Source organism: Flavobacteriales bacterium (assembly GCA_020635395.1).
GTDB lineage: Bacteria > Bacteroidota > Bacteroidia > NS11-12g > UBA9320 > UBA987.
This window is the reverse complement of the sequence record JACJZV010000002.1, coordinates 602,161-627,180: the sequence shown is the minus strand read 5'-3', so window position 1 is coordinate 627,180 and position 25,020 is coordinate 602,161. Positions and strand designations below refer to the sequence as shown.

General features: G+C 37.9%; 24 protein-coding genes and 1 tRNA gene. 12 read left to right on the top strand and 13 right to left on the bottom strand.

Features of this window, described 5'->3' with window-relative positions; all coding sequences use genetic code 11:
• Nucleotides 1-46 precede the first annotated feature (46 nt).
• Nucleotides 47-1,081 (bottom strand): ABC transporter permease, encoded by a 1,035-nt coding sequence (locus tag H6607_08915; protein ID MCB9262480.1) that lies wholly within the window; start codon nt 1,079-1,081, stop codon nt 47-49.
• A 59-nt stretch (nt 1,082-1,140) separates the two neighbouring features.
• Between H6607_08915 and H6607_08910 the strand changes: the two genes are divergently transcribed.
• Genes H6607_08910 through H6607_08895 form a run of 4 tightly spaced genes read left to right on the top strand, consistent with a single transcriptional unit; the run spans nt 1,141 to nt 3,707 of the window.
• Nucleotides 1,141-1,593: a hypothetical protein gene (locus H6607_08910; protein MCB9262479.1), complete on the top strand. Its 453-nt coding sequence runs from the start codon at nt 1,141-1,143 to the stop codon at nt 1,591-1,593.
• Between the two features lie 45 nt (nt 1,594-1,638).
• Nucleotides 1,639-2,571: a glycosyltransferase family 2 protein gene (locus H6607_08905; protein MCB9262478.1), complete on the top strand. Its 933-nt coding sequence runs from the start codon at nt 1,639-1,641 to the stop codon at nt 2,569-2,571.
• Complete coding sequence (locus H6607_08900; GenBank protein MCB9262477.1) at nt 2,558-3,136, top strand: hypothetical protein; 579 nt, start codon at nt 2,558-2,560, stop codon at nt 3,134-3,136. Before H6607_08905 ends, H6607_08900 begins: the two co-directional genes overlap by 14 nt.
• Complete coding sequence (locus H6607_08895; GenBank protein ID MCB9262476.1) at nt 3,123-3,707, top strand: hypothetical protein; 585 nt, start codon at nt 3,123-3,125, stop codon at nt 3,705-3,707. Before H6607_08900 ends, H6607_08895 begins: the two co-directional genes overlap by 14 nt.
• Before the next feature lie 31 nt (nt 3,708-3,738).
• Here the strand turns inward: H6607_08895 and H6607_08890 are convergent, their stop codons facing one another.
• Nucleotides 3,739-6,165 carry a hypothetical protein gene (locus tag H6607_08890; GenBank protein ID MCB9262475.1) on the bottom strand — a complete coding sequence of 809 codons (2,427 nt, stop codon included), beginning with the start codon at nt 6,163-6,165 and terminating at the stop codon, nt 3,739-3,741.
• Between the two features lie 212 nt (nt 6,166-6,377).
• On the opposite strand from H6607_08890, the gene H6607_08885 reads away from it, so the two are divergent.
• From H6607_08885 to H6607_08870, 4 genes are read left to right on the top strand one after another with little or no spacing between them, the layout of a single operon-like run.
• The gene (locus H6607_08885) at nt 6,378-6,932 is read left to right on the top strand and encodes a hypothetical protein (protein MCB9262474.1); all 555 of its coding nucleotides are present in this window, start codon (nt 6,378-6,380) and stop codon (nt 6,930-6,932) included.
• A 15-nt stretch (nt 6,933-6,947) separates the two neighbouring features.
• Complete coding sequence (locus H6607_08880; GenBank protein ID MCB9262473.1) at nt 6,948-8,465, top strand: L-serine ammonia-lyase, iron-sulfur-dependent, subunit alpha; 1,518 nt, start codon at nt 6,948-6,950, stop codon at nt 8,463-8,465.
• Nucleotide 8,466: 1 nt separating this feature from the next.
• Nucleotides 8,467-9,735 carry a serine--tRNA ligase gene (gene serS, locus H6607_08875; protein ID MCB9262472.1) on the top strand — a complete coding sequence of 423 codons (1,269 nt, stop codon included), beginning with the start codon at nt 8,467-8,469 and terminating at the stop codon, nt 9,733-9,735.
• Between the two features lie 3 nt (nt 9,736-9,738).
• The gene (locus tag H6607_08870) at nt 9,739-10,452 is read left to right on the top strand and encodes a CDP-alcohol phosphatidyltransferase family protein (GenBank protein MCB9262471.1); all 714 of its coding nucleotides are present in this window, start codon (nt 9,739-9,741) and stop codon (nt 10,450-10,452) included.
• A gap of 101 nt (nt 10,453-10,553) precedes the next feature.
• On the opposite strand, the gene H6607_08865 is transcribed toward H6607_08870, so the two are convergent.
• Entirely contained in the window at nt 10,554-11,732 is a 1,179-nt protein-coding gene (locus H6607_08865; GenBank protein ID MCB9262470.1) for a thiolase family protein, read from the bottom strand.
• A 181-nt stretch (nt 11,733-11,913) separates the two neighbouring features.
• Between H6607_08865 and H6607_08860 the strand changes: the two genes are divergently transcribed.
• Both H6607_08860 and H6607_08855 read left to right on the top strand, forming a co-directional pair.
• Nucleotides 11,914-14,793 carry a T9SS type A sorting domain-containing protein gene (locus H6607_08860; GenBank protein MCB9262469.1) on the top strand — a complete coding sequence of 960 codons (2,880 nt, stop codon included), beginning with the start codon at nt 11,914-11,916 and terminating at the stop codon, nt 14,791-14,793.
• A 123-nt stretch (nt 14,794-14,916) separates the two neighbouring features.
• Nucleotides 14,917-16,611, top strand: a complete 1,695-nt coding sequence (locus tag H6607_08855) for an aryl-sulfate sulfotransferase (protein ID MCB9262468.1) — start codon at nt 14,917-14,919, stop codon at nt 16,609-16,611.
• Nucleotides 16,612-16,680: 69 nt separating this feature from the next.
• Here the strand turns inward: H6607_08855 and H6607_08850 are convergent, their stop codons facing one another.
• The 3 genes from H6607_08850 to H6607_08840 are packed head-to-tail and all read right to left on the bottom strand — an operon-like array spanning nt 16,681 to nt 18,342.
• On the bottom strand, nt 16,681-17,136 hold the full coding sequence (locus H6607_08850; GenBank protein ID MCB9262467.1) for a methylated-DNA--[protein]-cysteine S-methyltransferase: 456 nt from the start codon (nt 17,134-17,136) through the stop codon (nt 16,681-16,683).
• Entirely contained in the window at nt 17,126-17,677 is a 552-nt protein-coding gene (locus tag H6607_08845) for a 1-acyl-sn-glycerol-3-phosphate acyltransferase (GenBank protein ID MCB9262466.1), read from the bottom strand. Before H6607_08845 ends, H6607_08850 begins: the two co-directional genes overlap by 11 nt.
• Complete coding sequence (locus H6607_08840) at nt 17,674-18,342, bottom strand: 3-hydroxyacyl-CoA dehydrogenase (GenBank protein MCB9262465.1); 669 nt, start codon at nt 18,340-18,342, stop codon at nt 17,674-17,676. Before H6607_08840 ends, H6607_08845 begins: the two co-directional genes overlap by 4 nt.
• Nucleotides 18,343-18,386: 44 nt before the next feature.
• On the opposite strand from H6607_08840, the gene H6607_08835 reads away from it, so the two are divergent.
• Nucleotides 18,387-18,773, top strand: a complete 387-nt coding sequence (locus H6607_08835; GenBank protein MCB9262464.1) for a RidA family protein — start codon at nt 18,387-18,389, stop codon at nt 18,771-18,773.
• Nucleotides 18,770-19,360, top strand: a complete 591-nt coding sequence (gene rdgB / locus H6607_08830) for an RdgB/HAM1 family non-canonical purine NTP pyrophosphatase (protein ID MCB9262463.1) — start codon at nt 18,770-18,772, stop codon at nt 19,358-19,360. Before H6607_08835 ends, rdgB begins: the two co-directional genes overlap by 4 nt.
• Nucleotides 19,361-19,488: 128 nt before the next feature.
• Here rdgB and H6607_08825 read toward each other — a convergent pair whose 3' ends face one another.
• The 7 genes from H6607_08825 to H6607_08795 form a co-directional block, all read right to left on the bottom strand.
• Nucleotides 19,489-19,989, bottom strand: a complete 501-nt coding sequence (locus H6607_08825; protein MCB9262462.1) for a hypothetical protein — start codon at nt 19,987-19,989, stop codon at nt 19,489-19,491.
• Between the two features lie 66 nt (nt 19,990-20,055).
• Complete coding sequence (locus H6607_08820; GenBank protein MCB9262461.1) at nt 20,056-20,205, bottom strand: hypothetical protein; 150 nt, start codon at nt 20,203-20,205, stop codon at nt 20,056-20,058.
• Nucleotides 20,202-21,245, bottom strand: a complete 1,044-nt coding sequence (locus H6607_08815) for a DUF2806 domain-containing protein (GenBank protein ID MCB9262460.1) — start codon at nt 21,243-21,245, stop codon at nt 20,202-20,204. The genes H6607_08820 and H6607_08815 overlap by 4 nt, the downstream gene beginning before the upstream one ends.
• 302 nt (nt 21,246-21,547) lie before the next feature.
• Nucleotides 21,548-21,856: a hypothetical protein gene (locus H6607_08810; protein ID MCB9262459.1), complete on the bottom strand. Its 309-nt coding sequence runs from the start codon at nt 21,854-21,856 to the stop codon at nt 21,548-21,550.
• A gap of 39 nt (nt 21,857-21,895) precedes the next feature.
• Nucleotides 21,896-21,970, bottom strand: a tRNA-Pro gene (locus H6607_08805).
• 31 nt (nt 21,971-22,001) lie between these two features.
• On the bottom strand, nt 22,002-23,018 hold the full coding sequence (pheS, locus tag H6607_08800; protein MCB9262458.1) for a phenylalanine--tRNA ligase subunit alpha: 1,017 nt from the start codon (nt 23,016-23,018) through the stop codon (nt 22,002-22,004).
• Between the two features lie 400 nt (nt 23,019-23,418).
• Complete coding sequence (locus H6607_08795) at nt 23,419-24,996, bottom strand: Ig-like domain-containing protein (GenBank protein ID MCB9262457.1); 1,578 nt, start codon at nt 24,994-24,996, stop codon at nt 23,419-23,421.
• Between the last annotated feature and the right edge of the window lie 24 nt (nt 24,997-25,020).

Below are 25,020 nucleotides of genomic sequence, written 5' to 3'. Positions count from 1 at the left end.
TTTTGTGGAGCTGAGGCAATCATAACCCACTCGGCTGTATAAAATTTTACAACTTCACGTCCAACGCATCTCTTAAGCCATTGCCCACAAAATTAAAAGCCATTACCAAAAGCATAATGGCCATGCCAGGTGCCAAGGCCAAATGAGCCGCCCCAAAGGCAATGTCACTATAGTTTTCGTTTAACATTTGTCCCCAACTGGGTGTGGGTGGCTGCACACCCAACCCCAAAAAACTGAGGCCGGCTTCTAACAGTATGGCCGAAGCAAAATTTGCAGCACATAGCACAACGATTGGGCCAACGCAATTAGGAAGAATGTGCCGAAACATAATTCGCATATTGCCAAACCCCAGCATTTTTGCGGCCTGCACATATTCCGTTTCACGAAGTGCAAAGACCTGACCACGCACCACTCGGGCCAATTCTACCCACATAGTAAGTCCAACTGCAACAAATATTTGCCAAAACCCCTTGCCCAAAGCAAAGGTGATGGCAATAACCAAAAGCAGCGTTGGCAACGACCAAATAACATTTATTAACCACATAACGGCAGCATCAACCCAACCTCGGTAATAGCCTGCTAACAGCCCAAGCGAAATGCCAATGATTAATGAAATTAGAACGGAAATTAGGCCAACGGACAAAGAGACTCTAGTGCCCAAAATCAATCGGCTTAAAACATCACGGCCAAACCCATCCGTACCCAGCCAAAACCGTTGTTTGGTCAATTTGGTTTTGGTTGTCTCATTATATTGAACCATGTTGGCAAATGATGTATCTCCTTGATTATCATATAAAAAGAGTGTATTTTCCGCTTTTTTTCCATTGAAAAAAACCTGCCTTATAGTGGCTTTTTCCGAATTATTGGCTTGCCAGAAAAATGCCGAATACCCAATGGGTTTTTTACTAATTTCTAAATGCATTTCATTGCAATTGGTCGATTTGTCGGGGGCAAACAAATAGCCGCTAATGGCAAGCAAAAAACACAAACCAATAAAAAACAGTCCTGCAACAGCCAACTTATTTTTTCGATATTTCTGCCAAAATGATTTCAGAGTTTTAAAAAACTCAAAACAACACAAAATTTTTCATCCAATGTTAATCACTTTAAAATTGTAGCTTTGCTTAAAAAGATAAGCAAATGAAAAAGTACTGGATTTTGTTGATGATGATTGCAGTTGGGATGTCGTGTGGCAAAATAAAACAGAAATCTAAGGAAGCTATAAACAAAACAGGTGAAGCGGCAGGCAAAGGGGCGGGAGAGTTTTTTGAAGGGGTAGCCGATGGCGTTGAAAAAACACTGGAATGCAACATCGTTATTTCAGAAAAACTGAAAGAAAGCGGATTAAGGTCGGGAGCATATCAAGTTTCTTCCGATTCGAAACAAGATTTTGCCAAGGTGCTTTCGATGTATTTTATTTTTGATAAAGATTTTGATACCGAAGTAACCGTGAAAACAACCAATGAGCAAGGCTTGGAAACGGGAAGGTCGAAATCTCGTGTAACAGGAAAAATGGGTGAGAGCAGCTACACCGACTTTGTTTTTGACAAAAGAACAGAAATTGGTAACAAGGCCACTATTGAGTTTCAATAGTCCAAAGTCAAATAGAAATCCGTTGTAAAATTGTTTCTTTGAAGCATGATTTCGGTAATAATTCCGGTATATAACGAGCAACACAATATTGAGCCTGTTTACCATAGGTTGAAGTTGGTATTGGACAAGCTTAACCTGAGCAGGGAGATAATTTATGTGAATGACGGCAGTAGTGATGAAAGTGCCGAAATAATCAACCGATTAGCAAAAAGTAACTCAGAAGTAAAATACATCCACTTTAGCCGAAATTTTGGACATCAAATAGCCGTAAGTGCCGGGTTGGATTATGCCACCGGAGATAAAGTGGTCATAATTGATGCCGATGGGCAAGATCCGCCGGAGATAATTGAGCAGTTGTATCTGAAAAGTTTGGAAGGTTTTGAGGTGGTGTATGCAAAACGTGCCGAGCGGCTTGGAGAGTCGGCAATGAAAAAGGCCACGGCCAAATGGTTTTACCGCATTTTGAACAAAATAACCCATGTAGATATTCCGCTCGATACAGGAGATTTTAGAATAATCGACAAAAAAGTGGTCGAACAACTTCGCAAAATGCCCGAAAAAAGAAAGTTTCTTCGAGGCCAGATTTCGTGGATTGGTTTTAATCAAACTTTTGTAGAGTATAAACGTGAAGAACGGCTTAGTGGCCAAACCGGATATACCTATCGAAAAATGATTCGGTTTGCCATAGATGGCATAACCTCTTTTAGCAATTGGCCGCTTAAACTGGCCACTATCAGTGGTTTTCTATTTTCTTTTGTAGGATTTTTATTAATACTATATACCCTTTACTCTCGGTTTTTTACCGACGATTATCAACCTGGGTGGGCATCACAAATGATAACTATTATTTTTATTGGAGGTATTCAACTCATTGGCATTGGCATTATCGGAGAATACATTAGCCGAATGAATGAAAACATTCAAAACCGACCGTTATATATCGTTAAAGAATCAAATTTGAGAAATGCACGACATTGAACCCCATTTTCTTTGGAGGCATTTATACAAAGCCGAAAAAGACCCTCGCAGTCCATTTTACAAAACACAACACAGCCAGTTTGAGTTTACAAACAAGGTGTACAACTTTGTGATTCATCCTCAATGGGATTTTTTTGGCAGCGACACCCTGCTTCTAAAAGTGCTTTTTGTTGATTATGATCTGGGCTATACCATCATCGAGCTTATCGGCGAGTGGAATGATTGCATCAATAATGATATCATGATTTTGAAACGTGAAATTATTGACGAAATGCTCAAAGAGGGAATAGAAAAATTTATTTTGTTGGGCGAAAATGTTTTGAATTTTCATGCCAGCGATGATTCCTATTATCAGGAGTGGTGGGAAGATACGCCCGGTGGATGGGTTAGTTTTGTGCATTTCAGAGATCACATTTTAAACGAAATGGAGGATGCCGGAATTGGCAACTACATTCATTTGGAAGAAAACGATGAAAACACATGGAACTGGAAAGCAAAAAAACCGGAACACCTTTTTGAGGCAGTCAATAAATTATTTTTAAGCGAAGCAGATGAATTTAGTTAAACCCAAGTTGCTCGTGTTTTTTACCCTTATTCTAATTGGAGTAAGTTGCAAGTTTATATCCAAAAAAAAGGAAGTAGAAAAACCGCCTGTTAAGACAATTAGTTTGACTTTAAAGGCCGAAAATTTAAGCGAAGACTTGAGTTTTTTGTCCACCAAAAACGATGAAGTTATTTGGTTTGTTTATTCTTCTATCGACAGTAACACATTAGGAAATAGGCTATTTGTTGATAGTTTGGTGTTCGATGACAGCACAAGAAGCAAAACCTATTTGTTTGATGCCGATTCGCTAAAGGGTAAAAAACTGACCTTTTTTGTGTATGAAATAGATTTTGAAACGCCTATTTACAAACTCGACACCATTACCCAAAATCATTACAAAGATTTGATAGAAGTGTTTAAGCAAAACGACTACAGCAAACTCCGCGAGTTTTTAGGTAGCGAAGACATGTTGGGTTATCATGTTTTGACCAACTTAACTCCAGAACAATCGCACACCTTCGAAATATCGGGTATTCATAAGGCAGACAAATACAAATATTTGTTTGAGGTTTTGCCTGTTGAAAAACCGTAGTCGTTTTGTTAACTTTCTTCCATCACACTCTTCAGGAATTCCTATTGTTTAAAACTTCAAAAACCTTACCCCATATTTCAGTACCATGAATTTTAACGGCTTCTTGAATCTTTTCTAAACCTCTTTTGATATCCCCATCTTCAAAATATTTTTTTATAAGAATTTTATAGTCCTCAATAGTGAAACTACTGGATTGTAATGCATTTGTTTCTAAAAGATTGCCAAAGAAGTAATTATGCTTCATGTCAGATTTTAACATAACCCCAACAGAGTCAATCAAATACTTCCTCACTTTTTCAGGGATATTTTCAAGCTCTCTGAGTAACGTTTTTTCATCATCATTTTGACATTCTTCTTTTATTAATACGTTCTTCAGTCTTTTTTGCTCAATGGTAATTGGTGTAATTAAAGTATCTTCAGAATTGCCATTCCCGCCATTAACTTCGTCCAAACAAATCATAAACTCTCTACCACATAAAGCATAGTTATTTTTCCTTGCGGTGGTCAAATAAAGGCCTTCATACATCTTATCAACATTGATTGTAAACACTTTTTTAATCACTCTTCTTCGATCACTTCCCGAAATTAAATGTAGATTTAAAGCTCCTACGTTCGTTTCGAGGTAATAATTTCCGTAATACTTTTCGTTTCTACCAGGGGTTGTCATTTCTAAGTTTCCCCTACGATCAATTTTTAAATAATTTATGGTAAAATACGTAGTGTTTTCACTAGAGTGGTAAGGGTCAAGATATAGCAACATATAATTGCCCTCTAAAAATACCCTTTGAGTTCTTTGTAAACTTAGTGAATTATGTCCCTCATATTGGATTCTCATGTCGCGGTATTTTTTATTTTCAGATTCACCACCTCTTTTTATTTCAGAATATTTTTCATTGATCTTAGTAAATTCTATAAACCCATTCGGCTCCCTGATATCAATTTGTAAACACCCCACTTCTGCACCTTTGTCGACCTTGTTAATTAGTAAATTGCCCACAAACGGAAACCCGTCAGACTCAGATAAAAATTTACCCGCATAACTGTTTTGCTTATCTGAATCTTGGTTGACCTCAATAATCATCTGAAAAATGTTATGTTTACCTTCAAATGTTTTTAGCGTAAAAGCAATTATTTTGTGATTATTGTGCACCCTATGTGGGTAGCCGTAAAAAAAAGTTAATGTATTGAACGAAAGGCTAACTTTTAAATCGGCAGCAATTTTGAGCTTTCCAATGTATAAAGAAGACCCCATTAAGGTGGAAATTTGCCAGTCTCCCACCAAATTTTGAATTCCATCATTAAATTCACCTCTGGCATTTGGCGAAACAAAATTAGTTTCATGTATTATTTGTCTCTTGGAGCTAAGTTGATAAAACTGGGATTGGTATGTTTTTGTATTAATTTCAATTTTAGAAAGTTCATCGATCAATTTATGCGTCGACTTAAATATGATTTTCCCAGAAACGGGGTTCATGGCATTTGAATCAATTCCCGCGAAGGTTCCCATTATTTCTATTTGAGTAGAATGCTTTCTTATCTGATTTCTGCCGACTGGAAGATAAATCGTTGCCTGTTCAGCATTATAGGCACTTTTTAAATTAATAATCGAATTATACTTTCTTTCATCACCTGTGGTACCTATAATTGGCTCAAGATCACCTTTAAATAATTGGAATGTCTGTTCATCATTAATCCCCATTTCTTGAATTTCCAACTCAACTTTATTGTCAAAGAATACTGCTCTGCCAAACTTGACTCCAACTCTTCCTGACAGATACACTGTGTATGAAGCTGTAACACGGTTTTCGTTTTCTGATGAGTTAATAATTCCTAAATAAGCAGTAATTTCATCCTTTGCAACCTCTTCCGAATCGGCAATGTTATTCACAACATCTTTCAGATATTCTTCAAAAGGCATTTCTCTGCCCGAAATGTAGGATACTATTGCATTTACTCTGTTGGTCGTAGCTTTAAAGGTTTGCGTAATCGTAAGATTTTCTTTCTTCTTTAATTCTGCCTGATTTGAGTTAACCCAAAACAATTCATATAATCCACCTAATTGCCCAATGGATAGATTTCCAGAAAAATCTAAATATGTGTAAGGGAGCATGTGTGGTGCCAAATTTTCTGGCACCACGTCCAGTTGTTTACTACCACCATTCTGTGCTTTAAGTGCCTCGATGATAATTTCTTTCACGGATAAATCTGACCGAAGATATTTTTCGATTTGTGTTTTGGTTAACTCCGACACGTAAACAAAAGTAGCTTCCTCCCCTGTTTTTGAGGTTATTTTTTTAAAGTACCCAACATAAGGACTTGGATGATGACCAGGGCATGGATTCCAGGCATTTCCAGTAAGGGAAACATATTTTCTTCTAATTTCCTTTAAGAGAAAATTCCCTACGAAAAAAGGTATTTCAATTTTATTTTCAGAAATATTTGTCATATTTTTATTCATGAAACGAATATTAACATTTTAACTTTTTGTAGTACAAATATAAAATAATATTTATTCAAACTATTTAAATCGCTGAAATATAGGTTGATTATGGTTTCGTGAAATATTTTTGTGTTTCACTAGGACAGTCTTGCATTTCTTTTTAGTTTATTTTTTTTCATAAACAAAAAGCAATATGAAACAAAGCCAAGAAACTATATTATATTTGTTGTGTGAAACAACTAGTAAATTACACGAATTTCAACGATTGTCCGGACGATTTAGTTGAGCTCCTAAAAAGAGATGTTGACATCAGTCGCATTTTTGCCAACGTGCTCTGGTTGGGTGAAGATTTCTATCTGGACCTACTAGAATTAGACAAAGACCGAGTTGAAGAGATAATGTTGTTGGCTTGTATGATCGTAGAAGAGTTTAGAAAAGCTCCGTTCTTTGGGCTAAAGCATTACAATCAGCGTATTTTGATTCTGACGGCTACCGCCGCGGTGTGCAGGCTTTATTCGATAGGTCACCAGAGTAAGTCTATTCTCAACCAAGCAATTTATGAAGCGACCTTGCTATCCGATGGTTTACCAACTCCCGAAAATTTAAATTTTTCGGAGGTCAAAATTAAAGTGGACACAGTATATGAGGCCATAATATCTGGGAATGGAACTAAAGTGGTGGATTTAGACAATTTTATTGCATGTACGAACTCTTACGGTAACCTGCTTGTGAATCAAGAAGAAGGTATGATCAAGCTCAATAAATTCGATATTATAGTGTATTAAACAAAAAAATGAAATATGAGTAAATATATTTACAACAATTTCCGTGAGTTATTGGAGCTACTAGGTTCTGACCAAAGTGTTTCCAACCTTGTGAAAATCGCTCACGAGCGGGAAAAGGTGCTTAATCCGCTGGCATTCGATGGCAAAGATGTGTCATTTCTCAAGGAATTTGTGAAACAGCAAATTGAACGTGCTCTGAGAAATGTGAATCATTATGTAGAAAGTGCGACCGATGATGAGCTGATTGGTAATTACGCAGTTAACTTGGCGAAAAAATACCCTAGTAGCCTCAGCAGCTACGTGGCAGCAGCCATGGTTGCACTTAACGACCTGCACTGTGGTACTGATGCCATATGCACGAGCGGTTCGAGTGGGATATACCCTGCTGTGTGGGCTAAGCTGTCTGAGACAGATTTCGATTTGGAACGGTTAATTGATTGTACGATTGCCTCATATGTTTTTGCCACTATTATTGAACAAAATTCTTCGGTCTCGGCAGCAATGGGTGGTTGTTTTGCTGAGACGGGGGTAACCTCAGCGGCTGCCGCCGTGTTAGTTGTGCTTTATAATGGTGGATCTTTTGCCCAGGCAATACGGGCATGTAGGCTCACATGGACTCGTGCCGAAGCCTTAAAATGTGAGACAATTGGAGGCAAGGTAACCATTCCATGCGTTCAACTGAACGTGATGGCCACCAAAAACGCTTTTGAAATGGCAACTAAGTGTTTGGTTGAAGAGACTATCCTTGATATTGAGATCTACGAATTAGATAGATATATGGTAAAGGCTTGGGCTATTATGAGATCAATGCCTTTGAGTAATAAAGAGAGATGTTCTGGGGCGAAATGTTTGAGTTTAGGGTGGCAGAAGATGATGGGAAAAGGAGGGTATTTACTTAACTCCAAAAACGATGTATGCCCGCCAAATCTAGGTCTAACGGACATAGAAATAGCGAGTAACACGTTAATGCCAAAAGCATATTTCAGAGAACGAAGCATGTTTGATGTGTGTGGAGGCACGACCTTCGGCCCATCATCTTCTCACTCGCTAGCTCCTACGCGAATCGGTACCCTTATTTCGATGTTAGTATCAGAAAAATTTATTTTAGATGAGCTGCGATTGTATAACAGCTTTGCGACCACGGGTATTGGCCACATGACCAGAGAAAGTATACTTTGTGGATTGTTGAACGAGCCATCTTATAAAATAGATCTGCTGCGTGCTTTTGAGAACGCTGAACGCCAAATTGAATACTCTAGCGAAAAGGTGTCATATATCGAGGATTCAAATTACGCTGATAACGCTGTACATGTAGCCCTAACCACTACAGCTTCTAGGAAACCTTGGACTTTTTATGCAGAAAGCCTAGGTGGTGGAGCCTTTGTAATCACCGAGGTAAATGGTATTAAATCAGAGCTAACTGGCCGCTTCCCAATTGCCTGTATTGACGGTGAGTATCATGAGATCAAAACAATGGAAGGTAAAAAAAATTATGCGGATCAAATAGTAGTATCGAATAATATTTGTTTTTAAAATGTTAAATATCAAACAATTACAAAGTGAGACTGAGGCTCTCAAGGAGAGTCTTCTCAAAAGAGGAAAAAACTTTGATGATCTAATCACCAGGGCTATTTTGTTGGATGAAAAACGGAAAGCAACCCAAACAGAATTAGAATCAGTACTTGGACAAAGTAAAAAAATGGCAAATGACATTGGTCAACTGACAATGGAAAATGAAACGCCAGAACTTAATTCAATGAAGGTTCAAGTTCTTGAACTTAAAGAAAAAAGCTCAAAACTAAGAAGGGCATTGAAAAAAATAGAGGCAAAGCTATTTGAAGTGCTGTGCTTAATACCCAATGCACCTTCCTTAAAAGTTCCCAGAGGAAAATCTTGCAACGACAATCTTGTGACATTGATATATGGGGAAAAACTGGTGTTGAAGCAGAATTTACCTCACTGGGAGCTTGCAGCTAAGTACAATCTCATTGATTTTGAATTGGGAGTAAAAATAACCGGTGCAGGATTTCCTGTATATCGTGGCAAAGGAGCAAGATTGCAAAGAGCATTGATTAACTTTTTTTTGGATGAAGCTCGCGAAGCCGGTTATGAAGAGATTCAACCGCCCATTTTGGTAAACGAAGCCAGTGGATTTGGTACAGGACAGTTGCCAGACAAGGAGGGTCAAATGTATTTTGCTCCTGCTGACAATCTGTACTGTATCCCAACTGCCGAAGTACCTATCACAAATATTTACCGTGATGTCATTCTGAAAGAGGATGATTTTCCCATAAAAAATTGTGGTTATACTCCGTGTTTTAGACGCGAAGCAGGTAGCTACGGGAAAGATGTGAGAGGATTAAACCGTCTTCATCAGTTTGACAAAGTAGAGATTGTGCAAATAGCTCATCCAGCCAAATCATACGAGACCCTTGAATCTATGAGCGAGTACGTTCAGGGTTTACTGCAAAAATTGGGATTGCACTATCGGGTTTTGTTGCTATGTGGTGGCGATATGGGTTTTGCAAGTGCCATGACCTACGATATGGAGGTTTGGAGTGCTGCCCAAGAAAGATGGTTGGAGGTGAGTTCTGTATCTAATTTTGAAACTTTTCAGGCCAATAGATTGAAACTTAGATTTAGAAATGCGGATGGTAAAAACGAATTAGCCCATACTTTGAACGGAAGTGCATTAGCTCTTCCTCGAATTGTAGCTGCTTTACTTGAGAACAATCAGACTCCAGAGGGAATTATTATTCCAGAAGTATTGAGAGGATACTGTGGCTTTAGTTTAATAGATTAAAAAATGATTCCAATTTTATTTACAGCAACAAATCTAATTCTTGGTTCTTATTTAATTATTTACACACTAAAATCTGATATTGAAATAAATCAATTATTTATCTTAATGGGTGTTTGTCTCCTGTCTGATTTATTGGATGGAAAAATGGCTCGAGTCTTTAAAAAATCTGGGGAGTTGGGCAAGCAGCTTGACTCCCTTGCTGACTTGGTTAGCTTTGGGTTATTTCCCACTATTCTCCTATATGAATATCTTCAGTCACACGCTCCAATTGGAGGTGTGTGTGTGGCAATTTTACCAGTATTCTATCTTATTGCGGCATGGTACAGACTTGCCAAATTTAATACCCTAGAACCTTCTGTAAATTTCATCGGGTTACCAACTCCTGCGGCGGCTATTTGCGTTACCTCAATTTACGCCTTAGCCGTTCAAACTAATACCAACTTATGGATAATAATAAGTTCTTCGGCAATAATATTAGCAGTAGCAATGGTATCAAAAAAAATGCACGTTTTGGGATTGAAGGGGCTAAGTGTAAGTGTACAATTCTATCCTTTTATCCTAATAAATGTTCTTTTTGATAGCATGTGTCTATACATTTTAGGTTTAGGGGGGTTGGTGTTTGTCGTGGTGATTTATATAATATCTGGTTACGTACTTGTTCTAGCAAAAGATAAATCGAACCAAGGAGAAAACGCGGGATATTTTCATGATTTATGACATATTGTTGGACAACCCGATACTGTTGGAATATTCTATCTCGTGAATTTGAAAAGGGTCAAGTTGAGCTTACAAGATATTCGATGCGTTCAAAAAAAAATCTACAATCGCTCATAAACCACGGCAATACCCTGTCCCCCGCCAATACAAGCTGTTACAATGCCATATCTTTGATTTCGGCGTTTCATTTCGTTTAAAAGTTGGATGGAGAGCTTTGCTCCTGTGCATCCCAACGGATGCCCTAAAGCAATGGCACCTCCGTTTACATTAATAATTTCGGGGTTTAAATTCAACTCTTGTATAACCGCCAAACTTTGCGAAGCAAATGCTTCGTTTAACTCGATTTGGTCAATATCCTGAATTTTTAAACCAGCTCGAGCCAATGCTTTCGGTACGGCTTCCACAGGGCCAATGCCCATATATCGAGGATCCACTCCTGCACTTGCCACGGACACCAGTCTGCCCATAGGTGTTAAACATTGAGCTTTCATCATTTTTTCACTCATCACAATCACAAAGGCTGCACCATCACTGGTTTGCGATGAGTTTCCGGCCGTAACCGAACCACCTTGTTTAAAGGCCGGTTTCAATTTGGCCAACACTTCCAAACTGGTGTCTTTTCGCGGGCCTTCATCTGTTTTAACCACAAAATTTCGGGTTTCCCGTTTTCGTTTTTCGGCATTGTAAAACACTTCTTCCACCGCAAATGGCACAATTTCGTCGTTAAACTTTCCGGCCTCAATAGCGGCAATGGCTTTTTGGTGCGAATGCAACGCAAATGTGTCTTGGTCTTCGCGGCTCACATTAAATTTAGTAGCTACTTCTTCTGCGGTAAGACCCATTCCTAAAAAATAATCCGGGTGGTTTTTTGCAATCTCATAATTGGGAACAGTTTTAAAACCAACGGTCGGCACCAAGCTCATACTTTCTGTACCTCCGGCAATAATGCAATCGGCCAAACCGGCTTTTATTTTGGCTACGGCCATGCTAATGGTTTCGAGGCCGCTGCCACAATATCGGTTCACGGTTGCACCGCCTACACTTAGCGGAAGTTTTGATTTTACGGCCACCCAGCGGGCCATTTGCAAGCCCTGTTCGGCCTCCGGCACGGCATTGCCCACCAAAATATCTTCCACCGTGTTGGGGTCAAAACCGGGTGTGTTGTCTATGAGATGGTCAATAACCGCTGCTCCAAAATCAACCGGAGAGGTAAATCGAAACCCACCTTTTCCGGCTTTTGCCACCGCAGTTCTGTATCCGTTTATGATGTATGCTTCCATTGTTTTGTGCAATTGTTCAAAGATATAACTTTGGGTTAATAGGTTTTGTTTTTTGGTATCACTATACCTGACCAATTTTATTTATCACTCTCTGTTCCTATATTTTCTTCAGTAATTCAAAAATATTAAACGTTGCCTAAAAAATGTTTCCATTCTCTTATCCAACCTTTAGTTTTGTTTCATGAAGAATTTGTTTTTGAGATTTGCTTTGTTGCTTTTCTCCTGCCCGGCATTTGCCACCATGACCAAGCCCGTTTTATTCTCTCCATTAGATGGTTCTACCAACGTTGCCACTGGGCCTCGGTTATATACAAAAAATGTCAGCGGTGGCACGGAATACGTTTTTCAATTAGCCGAAAACAGTTCTTTTACCAATGCCGCCACCAAAGTGGAGTCTTCAGGAAGTTCTTTAACTTCTGTTTTTTTTGAAAAACTAAAGCTTAATACCACCTATTATTGGCGGGTTAAAGTAAGAAAAAGCACCGACTCTTCCACTTGGTCTGATGCTTGGTCGTTCACCACACTTTCCTCTATACAACTCTATACACCAACCGCCAATGGCCAAACATGGACACCTCGACTCAATGCCTCTACATTTAAAGTTTTTGGGTATGATACGTTTGAGTTTCAGATGGACAGCATTTCAAGTTTTAATTCTTCTCACAAAAAAACCTTGATTTTGCCTGATACGGGATCTAATCCTTGGGTGGATGACTATTTTGTAAACTTATTGTTTGGCCAAAAATACTTTTGTCGTGTGCGTGGTTTAAAACCTTCGGGCAACTCCCCTTGGTCAGACACCATATACGGAACGGTTTATGACAGTTTACGACCTCAAAGTCCCTCTCCCTTTTCAAGCTCAAATGGGGTAAACGTAGAGTTTAAGTGGCTGGGCGATATCTCTGCGGCTACAGTGCAGATTCAACTGGATACCACACCCCATTTTAATTCCCCTGTTTTGCTCGACTCTACAGACAATTTTAACAAAACAGAATACTTAACCATACGGCAGTTGATGTTTGACACCAAATATTATTGGAGAATTCGCAGCGTTCATTCAGACGACACCTCGCTATGGGCAACCAGCTACTTTACAGTGGATGGGTTAAAAAATCGATTTATCAGTATTTCCCGAACCAGCCCCACACAGCCTGTATATGTACCGTTGGCTCTAAAAAATGTGTTAGGTTATCATTTTCAGGTGGATACGGCCATCGATTTTTCTTCTATTAACAAAAAGGATTTTTATACCGACACAACCTTTGTATTGCTCGAAAAGCTTGATTATGGTCAAACATATTTCATTCGATGCCGCCCATTTCATGCCAAAGACACTGGCGAATGGAGCAGAACAGCAACGGATAAAATCGTTTCTTCCGTTACCCAATACTACCCATTTTTAAGTACCAAAGAGGTGCAGGTAAAAGACAGTCTAACGTGGTCGGGGCCTGTTTTGGGAAGTGAGTTTTTTCAAATTCAACTTTCCGAAAAAGCAGATTTCTCTGAATTATTTTCGGATACGGTGTTGGATAGCACTCAAACAAAATATTGGCCACCAACCTTGAAGTTCAACCAAACCTATTATTGGCGAATGCGAATGTGGCACCTATACGACACCTCCGATTGGAGTAAAAATGGTTTAGGGCAAAGTTTTACTACGGTTTCAAAACCCACATTATTTCGCCCGTTTAACAGCAATTTTTTAGGTGCAGATGCCGAGACCGATTTAATCTGGAACCCTATAAAGTTTGTATCAAAATATGAAGTTTGGCTTGATAGTTCGGCCAATTTTAATTCTCCTGTTTTGGAGAAGTACATTGTGGACAGCATAACTCAAAAAACAGTTAGAGATTTGTACTTTGGCCAAATCTACAATTGGAAAGTGCGAGCCATCACAGAAACCGATACCTCCGATTGGAGCGACACATGGGTTTTTAAAGTGTTAAACCCTGTGCGGCTTAATTGGCCAAGAAACAACAGTACGAATATCAGCTTGATTAGTCTTGACTGGAATTCCATCAAAGGCACAACCGGGTATATTTTGCACCTCGACACTTCTTCCGGATTTACAAACCCATCTGTTTTTGCCGATACAGGCACCAATGATTTTTTCCACTATTTCATTGGAGAGGCTCCGGTGCAATACAATACCAAATACTACTGGAGAGGAAAGGTTTATCACAGCAAAGACACCACCGACTGGAGCGAGGTATGGAATTTTACCACGCGACCCATTCAGGCCTCAAAACTTATATACCCCGACAGCAACTCTTCCAACATTCCTCTGGGTATAAACTTTGAGTGGTCGGCATATAGTGGTGCTGCCAGTTATATTCTACAGTTTTCAGAAAGCCCCGATTTTAGTTCTCCAAAGCAATATACTACCGCCGGCACAAAACAAACAGTGGCTCTCAAACCAAAAACCACGTATTACTGGCACATAAAATCAAAGAATAGCAGTGGTCAAGAAATTGGAGATTGGAGCTATACTTGGTCTTTTAATACCAAAGACACAATGGATATTCCGGTGTTGGTTAGCCCCAGTAACAACCTGCAAAATGCAACGGTTAACATTAGCTTATCATGGCAAGCCATGCCCGCGGTTTCGTTTGATGTGCAGCTTGATGACGACCCAAATTTTGGTTCGCCAATAGAACGTAGCTCTACAGGAAACTCCACAACATTTACCAACTTAAAAGGATACACCACTTTTTATTGGAGGGTGAGGGCAAAAAGTAGTTTTGCCACAGGAAATTGGTGCAAGGCTTGGAGTTTTACAACGGGAAAAAACGCCGCCATTTCAGATGTCAACGTTGGTGCTTTCACTTTATACCCAAACCCAACAACAGAGGTTTTAATCATTTCCACCAATGATAAAGCACACCCCATATCTGGTATCGAAATTTATGATATGCTTGAACAAAAGGTGTTTTCAAATGATTTTTTAAGCCCAGAAAATGAATACACAGTAGATATATCCCATCTTGCTTCGGGGAAATATTTTGTTAAAATCATTGCTGAAAATTCGGTGATTTATAGTCCAATTTTGGTTGTCCGTTAACTTTTTTTGTCTCATTATCAATTAGTTATTTATTTCAAGAATTTTTAAAAAAAATTCTTGAAATAAATGTATTCATATCTCCGTTTGGGGTTTTTATTTAAATGATTTTTTAATTTACCCTCTTTGAAAACGTATGTAAAAACTTTACTTTTAGTTGGCCTTGTTTCTTCTCTAAATGCTCTAACCAGCAACTCTTCTTTTGCCCAACAAACCGTTGGTTTGTTCAAAAACGATAGCACCACGTTTGATGGTTACACGCTTTTGTTTCCATTTCCTTCAAAAAACACTTATTTGCTCAACAACTGTGGGCATGAAGTAAAAAAGTGGGTAAGCAACTACACTCCCGGTGCGGTGTGTTATTTAAAACCCAACGGCAACTTGCTGAGAACGGCTCATGTAATGCACGATGAGTTTGACCATGCCGGTGGCAACGGTGGGCGAATTGAAGAATTTGATTGGGATGGCAATCTTGTGTGGTTTGCCAATTTGTCTGACGATTCTTTTAGCCAACACCACGACATTGAACTTATGCCAAATGGACATTTATTGGTTTTGCTATGGAGAATGGTATCAAACGAAGATGCTGTTAACGCCGGCAGAGACCCTCAACATGTTGACCCCGAACAACCTATCTGGACTGAAAGTATTTGGGAAATTGTCCCCTTAAAAGATAGCGGCTATCAAATTGTTTGGCGTTGGGACGCAATGAACCATTTGGTGCAAGATTATGACGACGCAAAAGCCAATTTTGGCATCATTTCGCAGTATCCTGAACGGCTAAATTTTAACTCTAATTACGTTACCGACAACAAAGATTGGCTTCATTTTAATTCTATTGATTACAATGCCGATTTAGATCAAATAATGATTAGCTGCCATGCCTTTAGCGAAATTTATATTATAGACCACAGCACCACCGACCAACAGAGCGGCGGTCATTTTGGTGGACAACAAAATAAAGGAGGCGATATACTATACAGATACGGAAACCCCGCTGTTTATGGCAGAGGCACATCAGCAGACCAAGTAAGTTTTAAGCAACATGATGCACAATGGATTCCAAAAGGTTATCCCAATGCCGGTAAAATTCTGTTTTTTAACAATGGTGGGACACGGGCATACTCTTCCGTAGAACTGTTTACTCCATCACTTGATATTAACGGCAAATATGCCATTGACGGCACGAAGCCTTTTGGTCCGCCTAATTCGGAGTGGGAATATACCGCCAACCCTATAAAAAAGGACTTTTACAGTGTAAACATGAGCAGTGTTCAACCGTTGTCTAATGGTCACTTCTTGATTTGTGAAAGCACAAAAGGTCACTTTTTTGAAATAGACCAAAATAAAAATATCCTCTGGAGTTATGTAAACCCAATCACGGCTACAGGGCCAATAACTCAAGGAACAAAACCCTTAGGAAACGCTTGTTTTAGAGCATACAAATATGCCACAAACAGCTCAGCCTTTAGCGGCAAAACAATCAAAGAAGGCGATAGACTAGAGCTTAGCCCGTTGCCTATATTGTGTGATGACACCACACACGTTGTGGACACAACACACCATGGCGGAATTGCCCGTATTTCATTTGGCAGTCTAAAATTATTTCCTAACCCTGCCATCAATAATGTAACGGTGCAATCATCAAGTATTATAACAACGGTAAAAATCATTGATGCAAGAGGTGTTGAGGTTGCTACCATAAAACCAAATCAAAAACACTTTGAAATTGATTTAACCTCTTTTTCATTGGGATTGTATCACGTTTATTTCGAAAATATTGAACAGCAAATAACCCGAACTGGTTTGTCAAAATTATAAGCATTCTTACTTCTTAAAAATGGATGAATTGGTTTGATTAGCCTCCGTGATGGAGGCTTTTGTTTTTTTTTAGAAAATCGTGGTTTGCTTTAGAACACCCTCGTGCCTCAACAACATCTCTTTTCGCCAAAGTTGGCCGGAATAGCCCGTTAGGCTTCCATCTTTACCTATTACACGGTGGCATGGAACAAGGATAGGAATCGGGTTTTTGCCATTGGCTGATGCCGCAGCACGTATTACTTTTTCGTCCCCCAACCGCATGGCCAAATCCTCATAACTAATGGTTTTTCCATAAGGGATTTTTAATAATTCGTTCCAAACTTTAAGCTGAAAATCAGTTCCTTTTAAGTCTAATTTTAGTTCAAATACTTTTCTTTTTCCGTCAAAATATTCTTTGATTTGGTGTGCCGCCTCCGAAAAAGCACTATCCATTTTTTCTTCTGATTTTTTACCAAAAATAAGTTCCGAAACTCCGAGTTCACTTTCTACAATTTTCAGCTTTCCAACGGGCGAGTCAATTATCATAGTGCACACCGTTTTGGGGATTTTTACCCTGAAAATGGCTATACCATTTTTTTAATTCATCAATGGTTTCTTCCACCGACATGTCTGTATTCATCGGTTCTCGCATGGTCACCGTTTTGGTTTTATAGTCAAAAGCCACCGGAACAATAGGCACGTTCGCTTCTTTTGCAATGTAATAAAAACCTGTTTTCCAGTCGGGGTTATAGCTACGTGTCCCTTCGGGAGTTATAGTCAGAATAAACTCTTTTTCTTTTTTAAAAATATCGGCAAAACTCTGAACAAAGTTGGTGTTTTTTGACCTAACCACGGGATAGCCCCCCAGTCTTTTAAGAATCCAACCCAAAGGCCAAAAAAACAAGTCGCTTTTAGCCGCATATTGTGGCCAAAAATTGAATGTGGCTCTGGCACCAAGTCCGACAAAAAAATCCCAATTGCTGGTATGTGGTGCAACAACTAAAACGTATTTTTTATGATTGACGGGCAATCGTCCGGCTACCTTCCACCCCAACTGTTTAAAGATAAATTTATATAATTTTCTCAAACCGAAACCGATGAAACCAGTTGTAAATACTCCGTTTTTAGCATAGGGCAAACCTTGTAACGTTCATCATGCGTGTCTATGTATAGGGCATTTAAAACCTCATACACATTTTTTAGACCAATTTCGTTGGCCCACTCAAATGGTCCCTTCGGATAGGCTGTTCCCAGCTTCATGCCTATGTCAATGTCTTCCTTTGCCGCCGTTCCTTCTTGCACCGTGTAATAGGCCTCGTTTATTATCATTAAAACTACGCGTGGCGTTACCATTCCCACCCTGCTTTCAACCCATTTTATTGGCCAATCCAGTTCCTTGAAAATTTCTTCAGCTTCCTTTCTGCTATCTGCTTGAACGCTTGTCATTTCAGCAAGCTCTCTATCTAAAAATGTTGGTAATGCATTTATACCAAACAATTGGCAATGAATTGGCTTTCCAAAATCATACACCACTTGTTCCAATTGTTGCTTTATGGCAGAAACCACAACCACTGTGCCTTTTAAATGAGCGTAATTAGCAAGTCGATGTTCAAAATCATCAAAGTTTAAATCAAAAACAATATCAGCATTTGCAAAATCATTATTTTTGACTTCTATCAATTCGTGTTTTGAAGAAACTTTTTTCGTCAGTTCCTTTATTCTATCCGGTGTGCCTATTGCTGCTATCCTCATGCTATACTGATGCTGACAAAAATACGAATGCAATTAAAGAAGATATGGAAACTTCAAAAAAAATCATTCACACAGATAATGCTCCGGCTGCTATCGGGCCATATAGTCAGGCGGTTTTAGTGGGCAATACACTCTATTGTTCAGGGCAAATTGCCATTAATCCGGCTACCGGAAACTTGGTTTTGGACAGCATTGAAGCCGAAACACATCAGGTTTTAAAAAATGTAGGGGCAGTTTTAAAGGCTGCCGATATGGATTACAGCAACGTGGTAAAAGCCTCTATTTTTATGGCCACCATGGATGATTATGCCAAAATAAACGCCGTTTATGGCGAGTATTTTAGAGATAATCCTCCCGCAAGAGAGGCCGTGGCGGTAAAGACTTTGCCTAAAAATGTACATGTGGAAATTAGTGTTGTGGCGGTTAAATGAGCGAAAAAACGCCTCTTGTTTTTGCCACACACAATGCCCACAAAGCTTTCGAAATACAGGCTATTTTGGGCGAGGCGTTCAATGTAAAAACACTTTCTGATATTGGTTTTTTTGATGAAATTGAAGAAACTGAAAACACACTTGAAGGCAATGCTCGGTTGAAATCGGATGCCCTTTTTTCTAAATTTAATTGCAATGTTTTTAGCGATGATACCGGATTGGAAGTAACTGCCTTAAACGGCGAGCCGGGTGTTTTTTCGGCAAGATATGCCGGAGAAGAAAAAGATAATCAGGCAAATATGGCCTTGTTGCTCAAAAATCTACAACCTTTTGCGGATAGGTCTGCTCAATTTAGAACGGTTATATCGCTTTATTTTAATGGCCAACACCATTTTTTTGAGGGTGTTGTTAAAGGCACAATCATTACTAAAAAAAGAGGCAACGCAGGTTTTGGCTACGACCCTATTTTTGTACCCGATGGACACTCAAAAACCTTTGCCGAAATGGATAAAACAGAAAAAAATGCCATTAGCCACCGAGGAAGAGCCATTGCTAAAATGGTGGCGTTTTTAACTGGGAAGGGTTGAGTAACGGTTGCGTGTATGAAATGTTTGGCATTTCGAAACGATTTCCTGTCAAGTTACAACTACTTTTGATACGTGCTGTGCCATACGAAAAACCACTGACCGTCCTATGTTTATACCCATTGTTGTGGCTAGTTTTTTATTGTTTTAATGTCAAAATAGCATTCTCTTACAGGGTTTAGATCTGTCAATCCTTTGTCGCAAGGGGTTTGTTCTTTTTTCCTTTGTTCAATTCCTCTTTCGAAGTCTCTCTTAATTTCTAAATAGTTTGTAGCAGGACTTTGAGAGCCAATTCCAACTTTCCTTTTGTTGACTGTAATTGTTTCCAATACTTCAAAGTCAATTAGTCCGTCTCTTTGAATATAAGTTACGTCAAGAAGGTCGAGACATTTCGTATTAATCAGCCCGCTCGGGATTTGTCGTCCAAAAAGTCGATTTTGGTCAATGAAGGTTACTCCAACCCATTGTCCGCCTTCGTCTTCACTAAAGTCCAAAACAATTGCAGTTATTTCAGCACTGTCATTATTAAACTTCAAAATCTGTCCAAATTTCACAGGAAAGCTATCAATGTCCAGTCCAGTCCAATTTGGTTGCATCATTTCTGGAATTGATTCTGAGGAATTAGTTGTCATGTTATTACAACTTGAAATTAAAAGTCCAATTTGTCAGTATAAATGCTATTCTTGTCATTTTTCAAATTAGTCATAACGTTTTGCAGCTACCCGAAGGTGGTGATTTTGAAGCGATTCATTTTCAGTCAAGTACAAACTTGCATAGAAGTACAAAGCTTGATTTAACCCCTGAACCGCCACTTTTGGGTAGGTGCTGTTAGCTGCTGCCCTTCTCATTTGAATTCTTGTAATGGTTGAGTATGTCGAATATTGTCGTCTTCAAACGCTAGTATGTGTGCATATTTAATGTCAACATTTTCGTTTTTTATTGAATTTGCAAAATAGGTTAAGTATTCCATTGATGGTGTTGCATTGATTAACTTAAGAAGTTCATTGCCCGAATTACTGAATACATTAACGGGCATTTTGATGGTTGGAGTGTTTGCTTTGATATTTGCAATGATGACAATATTTCCTGCAATAAAAACTCGCTGACTGTCTATAGTCTGTTGCAATAATTGATGATTTACAAATTCACCAGGTTGTATTAATCCAATCTCGGTAAGAAGAGCAATATCCATGTAACTTATTTTATACTTTTCTTTCAATGCTTTGTCGTCATTTCCTTTAAATAAATAATTTTTACCACCCGATTTTATTGCAAAATTCGCCACTTTCATAAATGTGTCGGCTTCACTTTTAGATAAATTACGTATAAGTTCTAGAGTTCGCAATGAATAGGATTTAGGATGTTTTATTTCACCAGCAAGAATTTTCCCCCAGAGAGCTTGCATTTCTTCATTGGATACGTCTTCTGCAATTTTGAAAAATCTAGTTGTCCAATCCTCATCTAAAGGTTCGTCAGTAACAGGTTGTTCGTTCCTTAATTCTTCAGCGGCAAACGCGGTAACATTTTCAATATTAAGTTGCTTTTTAGCTTCTTGAAAATTTAATCTGTCTTGAGTTCTTTCTTCAAGAGAAGGAGTGATTAATATTTGTTGTTGTTTTTCAGCCGGTAATTCTTTTGGAGAACTGATTGAAATTTTTTCATCTTTATATTCTATGCCACCTGTGATTTGAAAATTCTCTTTTACCGCAGTAGCAATAATTTTCATTTCCTTAGCACGTGCTTCAGCAAGTTTTTCAATTTCATATGCTTTAGTATCAACATCTTTTCTATCGAAAAATGGTTTTGATATTTTACCAACTGAATTTGAAACAATATCAATAAGTTTGTCAATTGGTAATACTTTTCCAAGTCCTAAAATGTCTTTCATTTCCATTGTCTTTTATTTTTAGCAGTATTTGTCGTCATAGGGTTGCAGCTAACATCCAGATATACCCAATACAAACATCCTATTACGTATATTTTCGTTATCTCCGCCACACAAACATAGTCCTTTACTTTTTATACAAGATACAAAAAAAGGAAGGAACGTTGTATATGGCATAATTAATCCATACGAATATTGCTAAGTTTTGTAAGAAGTCCAAATACATTTGTAAGAACAATGCAGAGAACTTTTCCTTTTTACACCAACAGAAATGACCATCCTAAAATGGCGAAATAGTGGCGTTTTTAACCTCCCAAAGTTGACCATACTTTGTCAAAAGCTGCAATGCCAACCGTTATTTTCTTTTCATTTATTATGAATACTACTTGAGAAAATAGATAATAGTTTTTCCGTTCAATTTTATAGTCAACTTTATTCCCGTTTTCATTAATCATGGTATATTCCGCTGAAATAAATTCACCACATCCATTCGTTTTACTATCGACACTGAGCAAATATTTTTTGATTTTTGTTTCGCTCGGGTTAGTTATTAATGCTGCAATTGCAACCAACGAGGCAATGATTAATAAGACATATTTTATTTTGAGTTTCATAATAAACAAAAAAGAGCCACTTGTAATGTGACTCTTTTGTCGGGATGACTGGATTCGAACCAGCGACCACACGCCCCCCAGACGTGTACTCTAACCGGGCTGAGCTACATCCCGTTTCTCGGTGGCAAAGTTATTTATTTTCGTTTTAATCAACGGATTTAAATTGACTTAAAAACCGAATGTCATTTTCAAAAAAAGTTCGCAAATCTTTTACACCATATCGAAACATGGTTATCCGTTCCACTCCCATTCCAAAGGCAAAACCGCTATATTTTTTACTGTCAATTCCGCAATTTTCCAACACATTTACGTCCACCATTCCGCAGCCTAAAATTTCGAGCCACCCGGTGCCTTTTGTTAGCCTGTAGTCTTCCGGCGTGGCCGTTCCGAGATATATATCCATTTCGGCACTGGGTTCGGTAAATGGGAAATAACTGGGCCGAAAACGAACTTTGGTGTTCTCACCAAAAAATTGTTGCACAAACAAAAAGAGCGTTTGTTTTAAGTCTGCAAACGAAACTCCTTCGTCTATATACAATCCTTCAATTTGATGAAAAAAACTGTTAGAGCGTGCACTAATGGCCTCATTTCTATAAACTCTTCCAGGTGAAATGGTTCTAATGGGTGGCGTTCTACTTTCCATAGCTCGCACCTGCACGGACGATGTATGCGTGCGAAGTGATATGCCATTATCTATAAAAAATGTATCCTGCATATCTCTGGCCGGATGGTTTTCGGGAAAATTTAGGGCTGAAAAATTATGCCAGTCATCTTCTATTTCCGGTCCTTCTGATATATCAAAACCCATTTTCTCAAAAATCGAAACCATTTGGTTTTGAACAATAGTCAACGGATGTCTTGCTCCTTGTGAAACATTTCTGCCCGGAAGACTAAAATCAATCTCATCATCTACTCCTTCTGCTGTGTTTTCAAATCTTTCTTTATTTTGGTCATAAACGCTCTGTGCCTTTTGCTTTAAAAGATTCAGCTTTTGACCCATCTCCTTTTTTAAATCGTTGGGAATGGTTTTAAATTGATCGAACAAATCGTTTAACAAACCCTTTTTGGTTAAATAAGCCAATCTAAATTGTTCCAACGCTTCGCTCGTTTCAATTTTCAACACATCAAGTTCGGCAATTAATTTTTCTACCTGTTCTTTCATTGGAGGCAAAATTAAAGTTGTTTTTGTTTTATTGGCCTTTGATGTTTTCCAACACAAAAAAAGAAAAAAGAAAACATTAAATTTAGTTCTTTTTTATTTAGTGCTGTGGATTTGTGGATATTGATGTTTGCTTTTGTTTTTAATTTGGGTATCCAACATTCATTACACATTCGTTATGTCCTGTTTAAAAGGCTTTGCTATTTAAATTGTGGATTACTTTTAAAGGTGTGGTTGATTTAAAATTTTGTCATTGCTGTTGGCTATACACGGGAAAACGTTTTAAAAATTAAGGACTGTAAACAACTGTTTATTTTTGTTTTGGGTTTTAAGGCATAATCAACAGTTTAAGTATAAAATATTAACATTATTATTTTTTTATAAATAGATGAAAATCAATAAGTTACTTTATTTCTATTAAAATGTCTTTCGTTTTCCAGTTGGCTCTTATCTCTACATCGTTTTTTGGTCGCCATATTGGTTCAAAGTTTACTTTTTTGGTGTAATTTGCCGAAGACCATTTTTTATTTTCATCTAAGTCCTTAAACACATAAGCATTAATTTTTTGTGGTTTTAGGTAATTAAATTCCAAAACAGTATCATTATAAATTTCGGTTTGTGCTAAAATTTCCTTTTCTGATTCAAGAACAAAATAAAATTTGTGATCTTGGCTAATTGTACTATCAAACTTTATGGAAAAGTTGAGTTCGCCTGTTTCTTGACTATTTTTGGTTTTAAAGGAAATTGTGTCTTGAAAATCATTGAAATGATTTGAAAATGTAATGGCATTTTTGTCAATAATGAGATTGTAGTTTGTATTTTCTTCCAATTTTGCTTCAACTACTAGGTGATTAAAATCTACTATACGAATTGATTTGATTGGTATAAATGAACTATCCGATTTTCTTTGAAGGGTAATTTTTTCGCTATTCGTTGATTTGATAGGATAGTTGGCAAATAGACTTATTGGCTGTTGTGGATGTATGTTTTTTGAATCAATCTTGAGCATTATATACTCTGATTTTTCTACTTGTTTGTAATGAATCGTCTTATGAAATGTGTTAGAGTCAATGATTATATTTAGTTGAATTGAGTCATTAAAATCCGAAGGAATGGCATTTAAGTATAGGTATAGGCTATCTTTATTTTTAGAAGTAATATATGGTACGGCTTGGTATGTTTCTTTACCGGACCAGTCCGGTGTTGTTGTTATTGAAATATTTGTGGAACTAATTGCGTGATTAAATTTAGCAGAAAAGGTTGTTTTAGAATGTTGTGCAATGGAATTCAGTTTGAGGGGTGTTTCAACTTCATTTGAGGATAGAAAAATGGTTATTGGCTTTTGTAGGTTTTCTATAGTTTGATTTTCATTTACAGGAAAATAGACTAATTCTTTCGTATCAAGTTTGTTGTTGCCGTTTTCATCATTAAATGCATATATGTAATAGTTTCGTGATACGTCTATGTTAGTAAAGGAAAAGTTGCCATCATTTTCAGAAAGAGTTACGTAATAAGGATTTTTGTATAAATTAGAATCGGAGTAAGAGGTAAAAAGTAAAATCTTGCTATTGGCAACAGATTTTGTGGTAAAGGCATTTTTTATATTACCTGAAATAGAACCACTGTCAATGTATGAACCTGTAGAAAATATCAATTTTAGGTTGTTGGATTTATTTCCAGCAGTATAGTCGGCTATGGAGTTGCCGAATTGAAGTTGATAGGTGGTGTTTGGTTTAAGAGTTTCATGTAAATGTAGAAAAAGTGTTTTGTTTTTTATTTTGTAATTGTAAGGAGCGGTTAAGGGAGGTGAAATGATTAAGTTTTTTTCTAAACTATTGAGCACAAAGTATTCGTTGAATTCAATTTTGATAAGTTTATCGTTAAAATTAGTTGAGAAGGTGTCGGGATAGGAAGCCACAATTTTTGGGGGTGTTGTATCTTTTATTCCTCCTGTTGGTACATCCATCGTAGCACAACTCATAAAAGTAAGTAGTAAAAGGTAAAA

Bases quoted from the DNA above. Each gene is read 5' to 3' on its own strand.
- H6607_08910 (MCB9262479.1), top strand. From the start codon at position 1,141: ATGAAAAAGTACTGGATTTTGTTGATGATGATTGCAGTTGGGATGTCG.
- H6607_08905 (MCB9262478.1), top strand. From the start codon at position 1,639: ATGATTTCGGTAATAATTCCGGTATATAACGAGCAACACAATATTGAG.
- H6607_08900 (MCB9262477.1), top strand. From the start codon at position 2,558: ATGCACGACATTGAACCCCATTTTCTTTGGAGGCATTTATACAAAGCC.
- H6607_08895 (MCB9262476.1), top strand. From the start codon at position 3,123: ATGAATTTAGTTAAACCCAAGTTGCTCGTGTTTTTTACCCTTATTCTA.
- H6607_08890 (MCB9262475.1), bottom strand. From the start codon at position 6,165: ATGAATAAAAATATGACAAATATTTCTGAAAATAAAATTGAAATACCT.
- H6607_08880 (MCB9262473.1), top strand. From the start codon at position 6,948: ATGAGTAAATATATTTACAACAATTTCCGTGAGTTATTGGAGCTACTA.
- serS (MCB9262472.1), top strand. From the start codon at position 8,467: ATGTTAAATATCAAACAATTACAAAGTGAGACTGAGGCTCTCAAGGAG.
- H6607_08870 (MCB9262471.1), top strand. From the start codon at position 9,739: ATGATTCCAATTTTATTTACAGCAACAAATCTAATTCTTGGTTCTTAT.
- H6607_08865 (MCB9262470.1), bottom strand. From the start codon at position 11,732: ATGGAAGCATACATCATAAACGGATACAGAACTGCGGTGGCAAAAGCC.
- H6607_08860 (MCB9262469.1), top strand. From the start codon at position 11,914: ATGAAGAATTTGTTTTTGAGATTTGCTTTGTTGCTTTTCTCCTGCCCG.
- H6607_08850 (MCB9262467.1), bottom strand. From the start codon at position 17,136: ATGATAATTGACTCGCCCGTTGGAAAGCTGAAAATTGTAGAAAGTGAA.
- H6607_08840 (MCB9262465.1), bottom strand. From the start codon at position 18,342: ATGAGGATAGCAGCAATAGGCACACCGGATAGAATAAAGGAACTGACG.
- H6607_08835 (MCB9262464.1), top strand. From the start codon at position 18,387: ATGGAAACTTCAAAAAAAATCATTCACACAGATAATGCTCCGGCTGCT.
- rdgB (MCB9262463.1), top strand. From the start codon at position 18,770: ATGAGCGAAAAAACGCCTCTTGTTTTTGCCACACACAATGCCCACAAA.
- H6607_08825 (MCB9262462.1), bottom strand. From the start codon at position 19,989: ATGACAACTAATTCCTCAGAATCAATTCCAGAAATGATGCAACCAAAT.
- H6607_08820 (MCB9262461.1), bottom strand. From the start codon at position 20,205: ATGAGAAGGGCAGCAGCTAACAGCACCTACCCAAAAGTGGCGGTTCAG.
- H6607_08815 (MCB9262460.1), bottom strand. From the start codon at position 21,245: ATGAAAGACATTTTAGGACTTGGAAAAGTATTACCAATTGACAAACTT.
- H6607_08810 (MCB9262459.1), bottom strand. From the start codon at position 21,856: ATGAAACTCAAAATAAAATATGTCTTATTAATCATTGCCTCGTTGGTT.
- pheS (MCB9262458.1), bottom strand. From the start codon at position 23,018: ATGAAAGAACAGGTAGAAAAATTAATTGCCGAACTTGATGTGTTGAAA.
- H6607_08795 (MCB9262457.1), bottom strand. From the start codon at position 24,996: ATGAGTTGTGCTACGATGGATGTACCAACAGGAGGAATAAAAGATACA.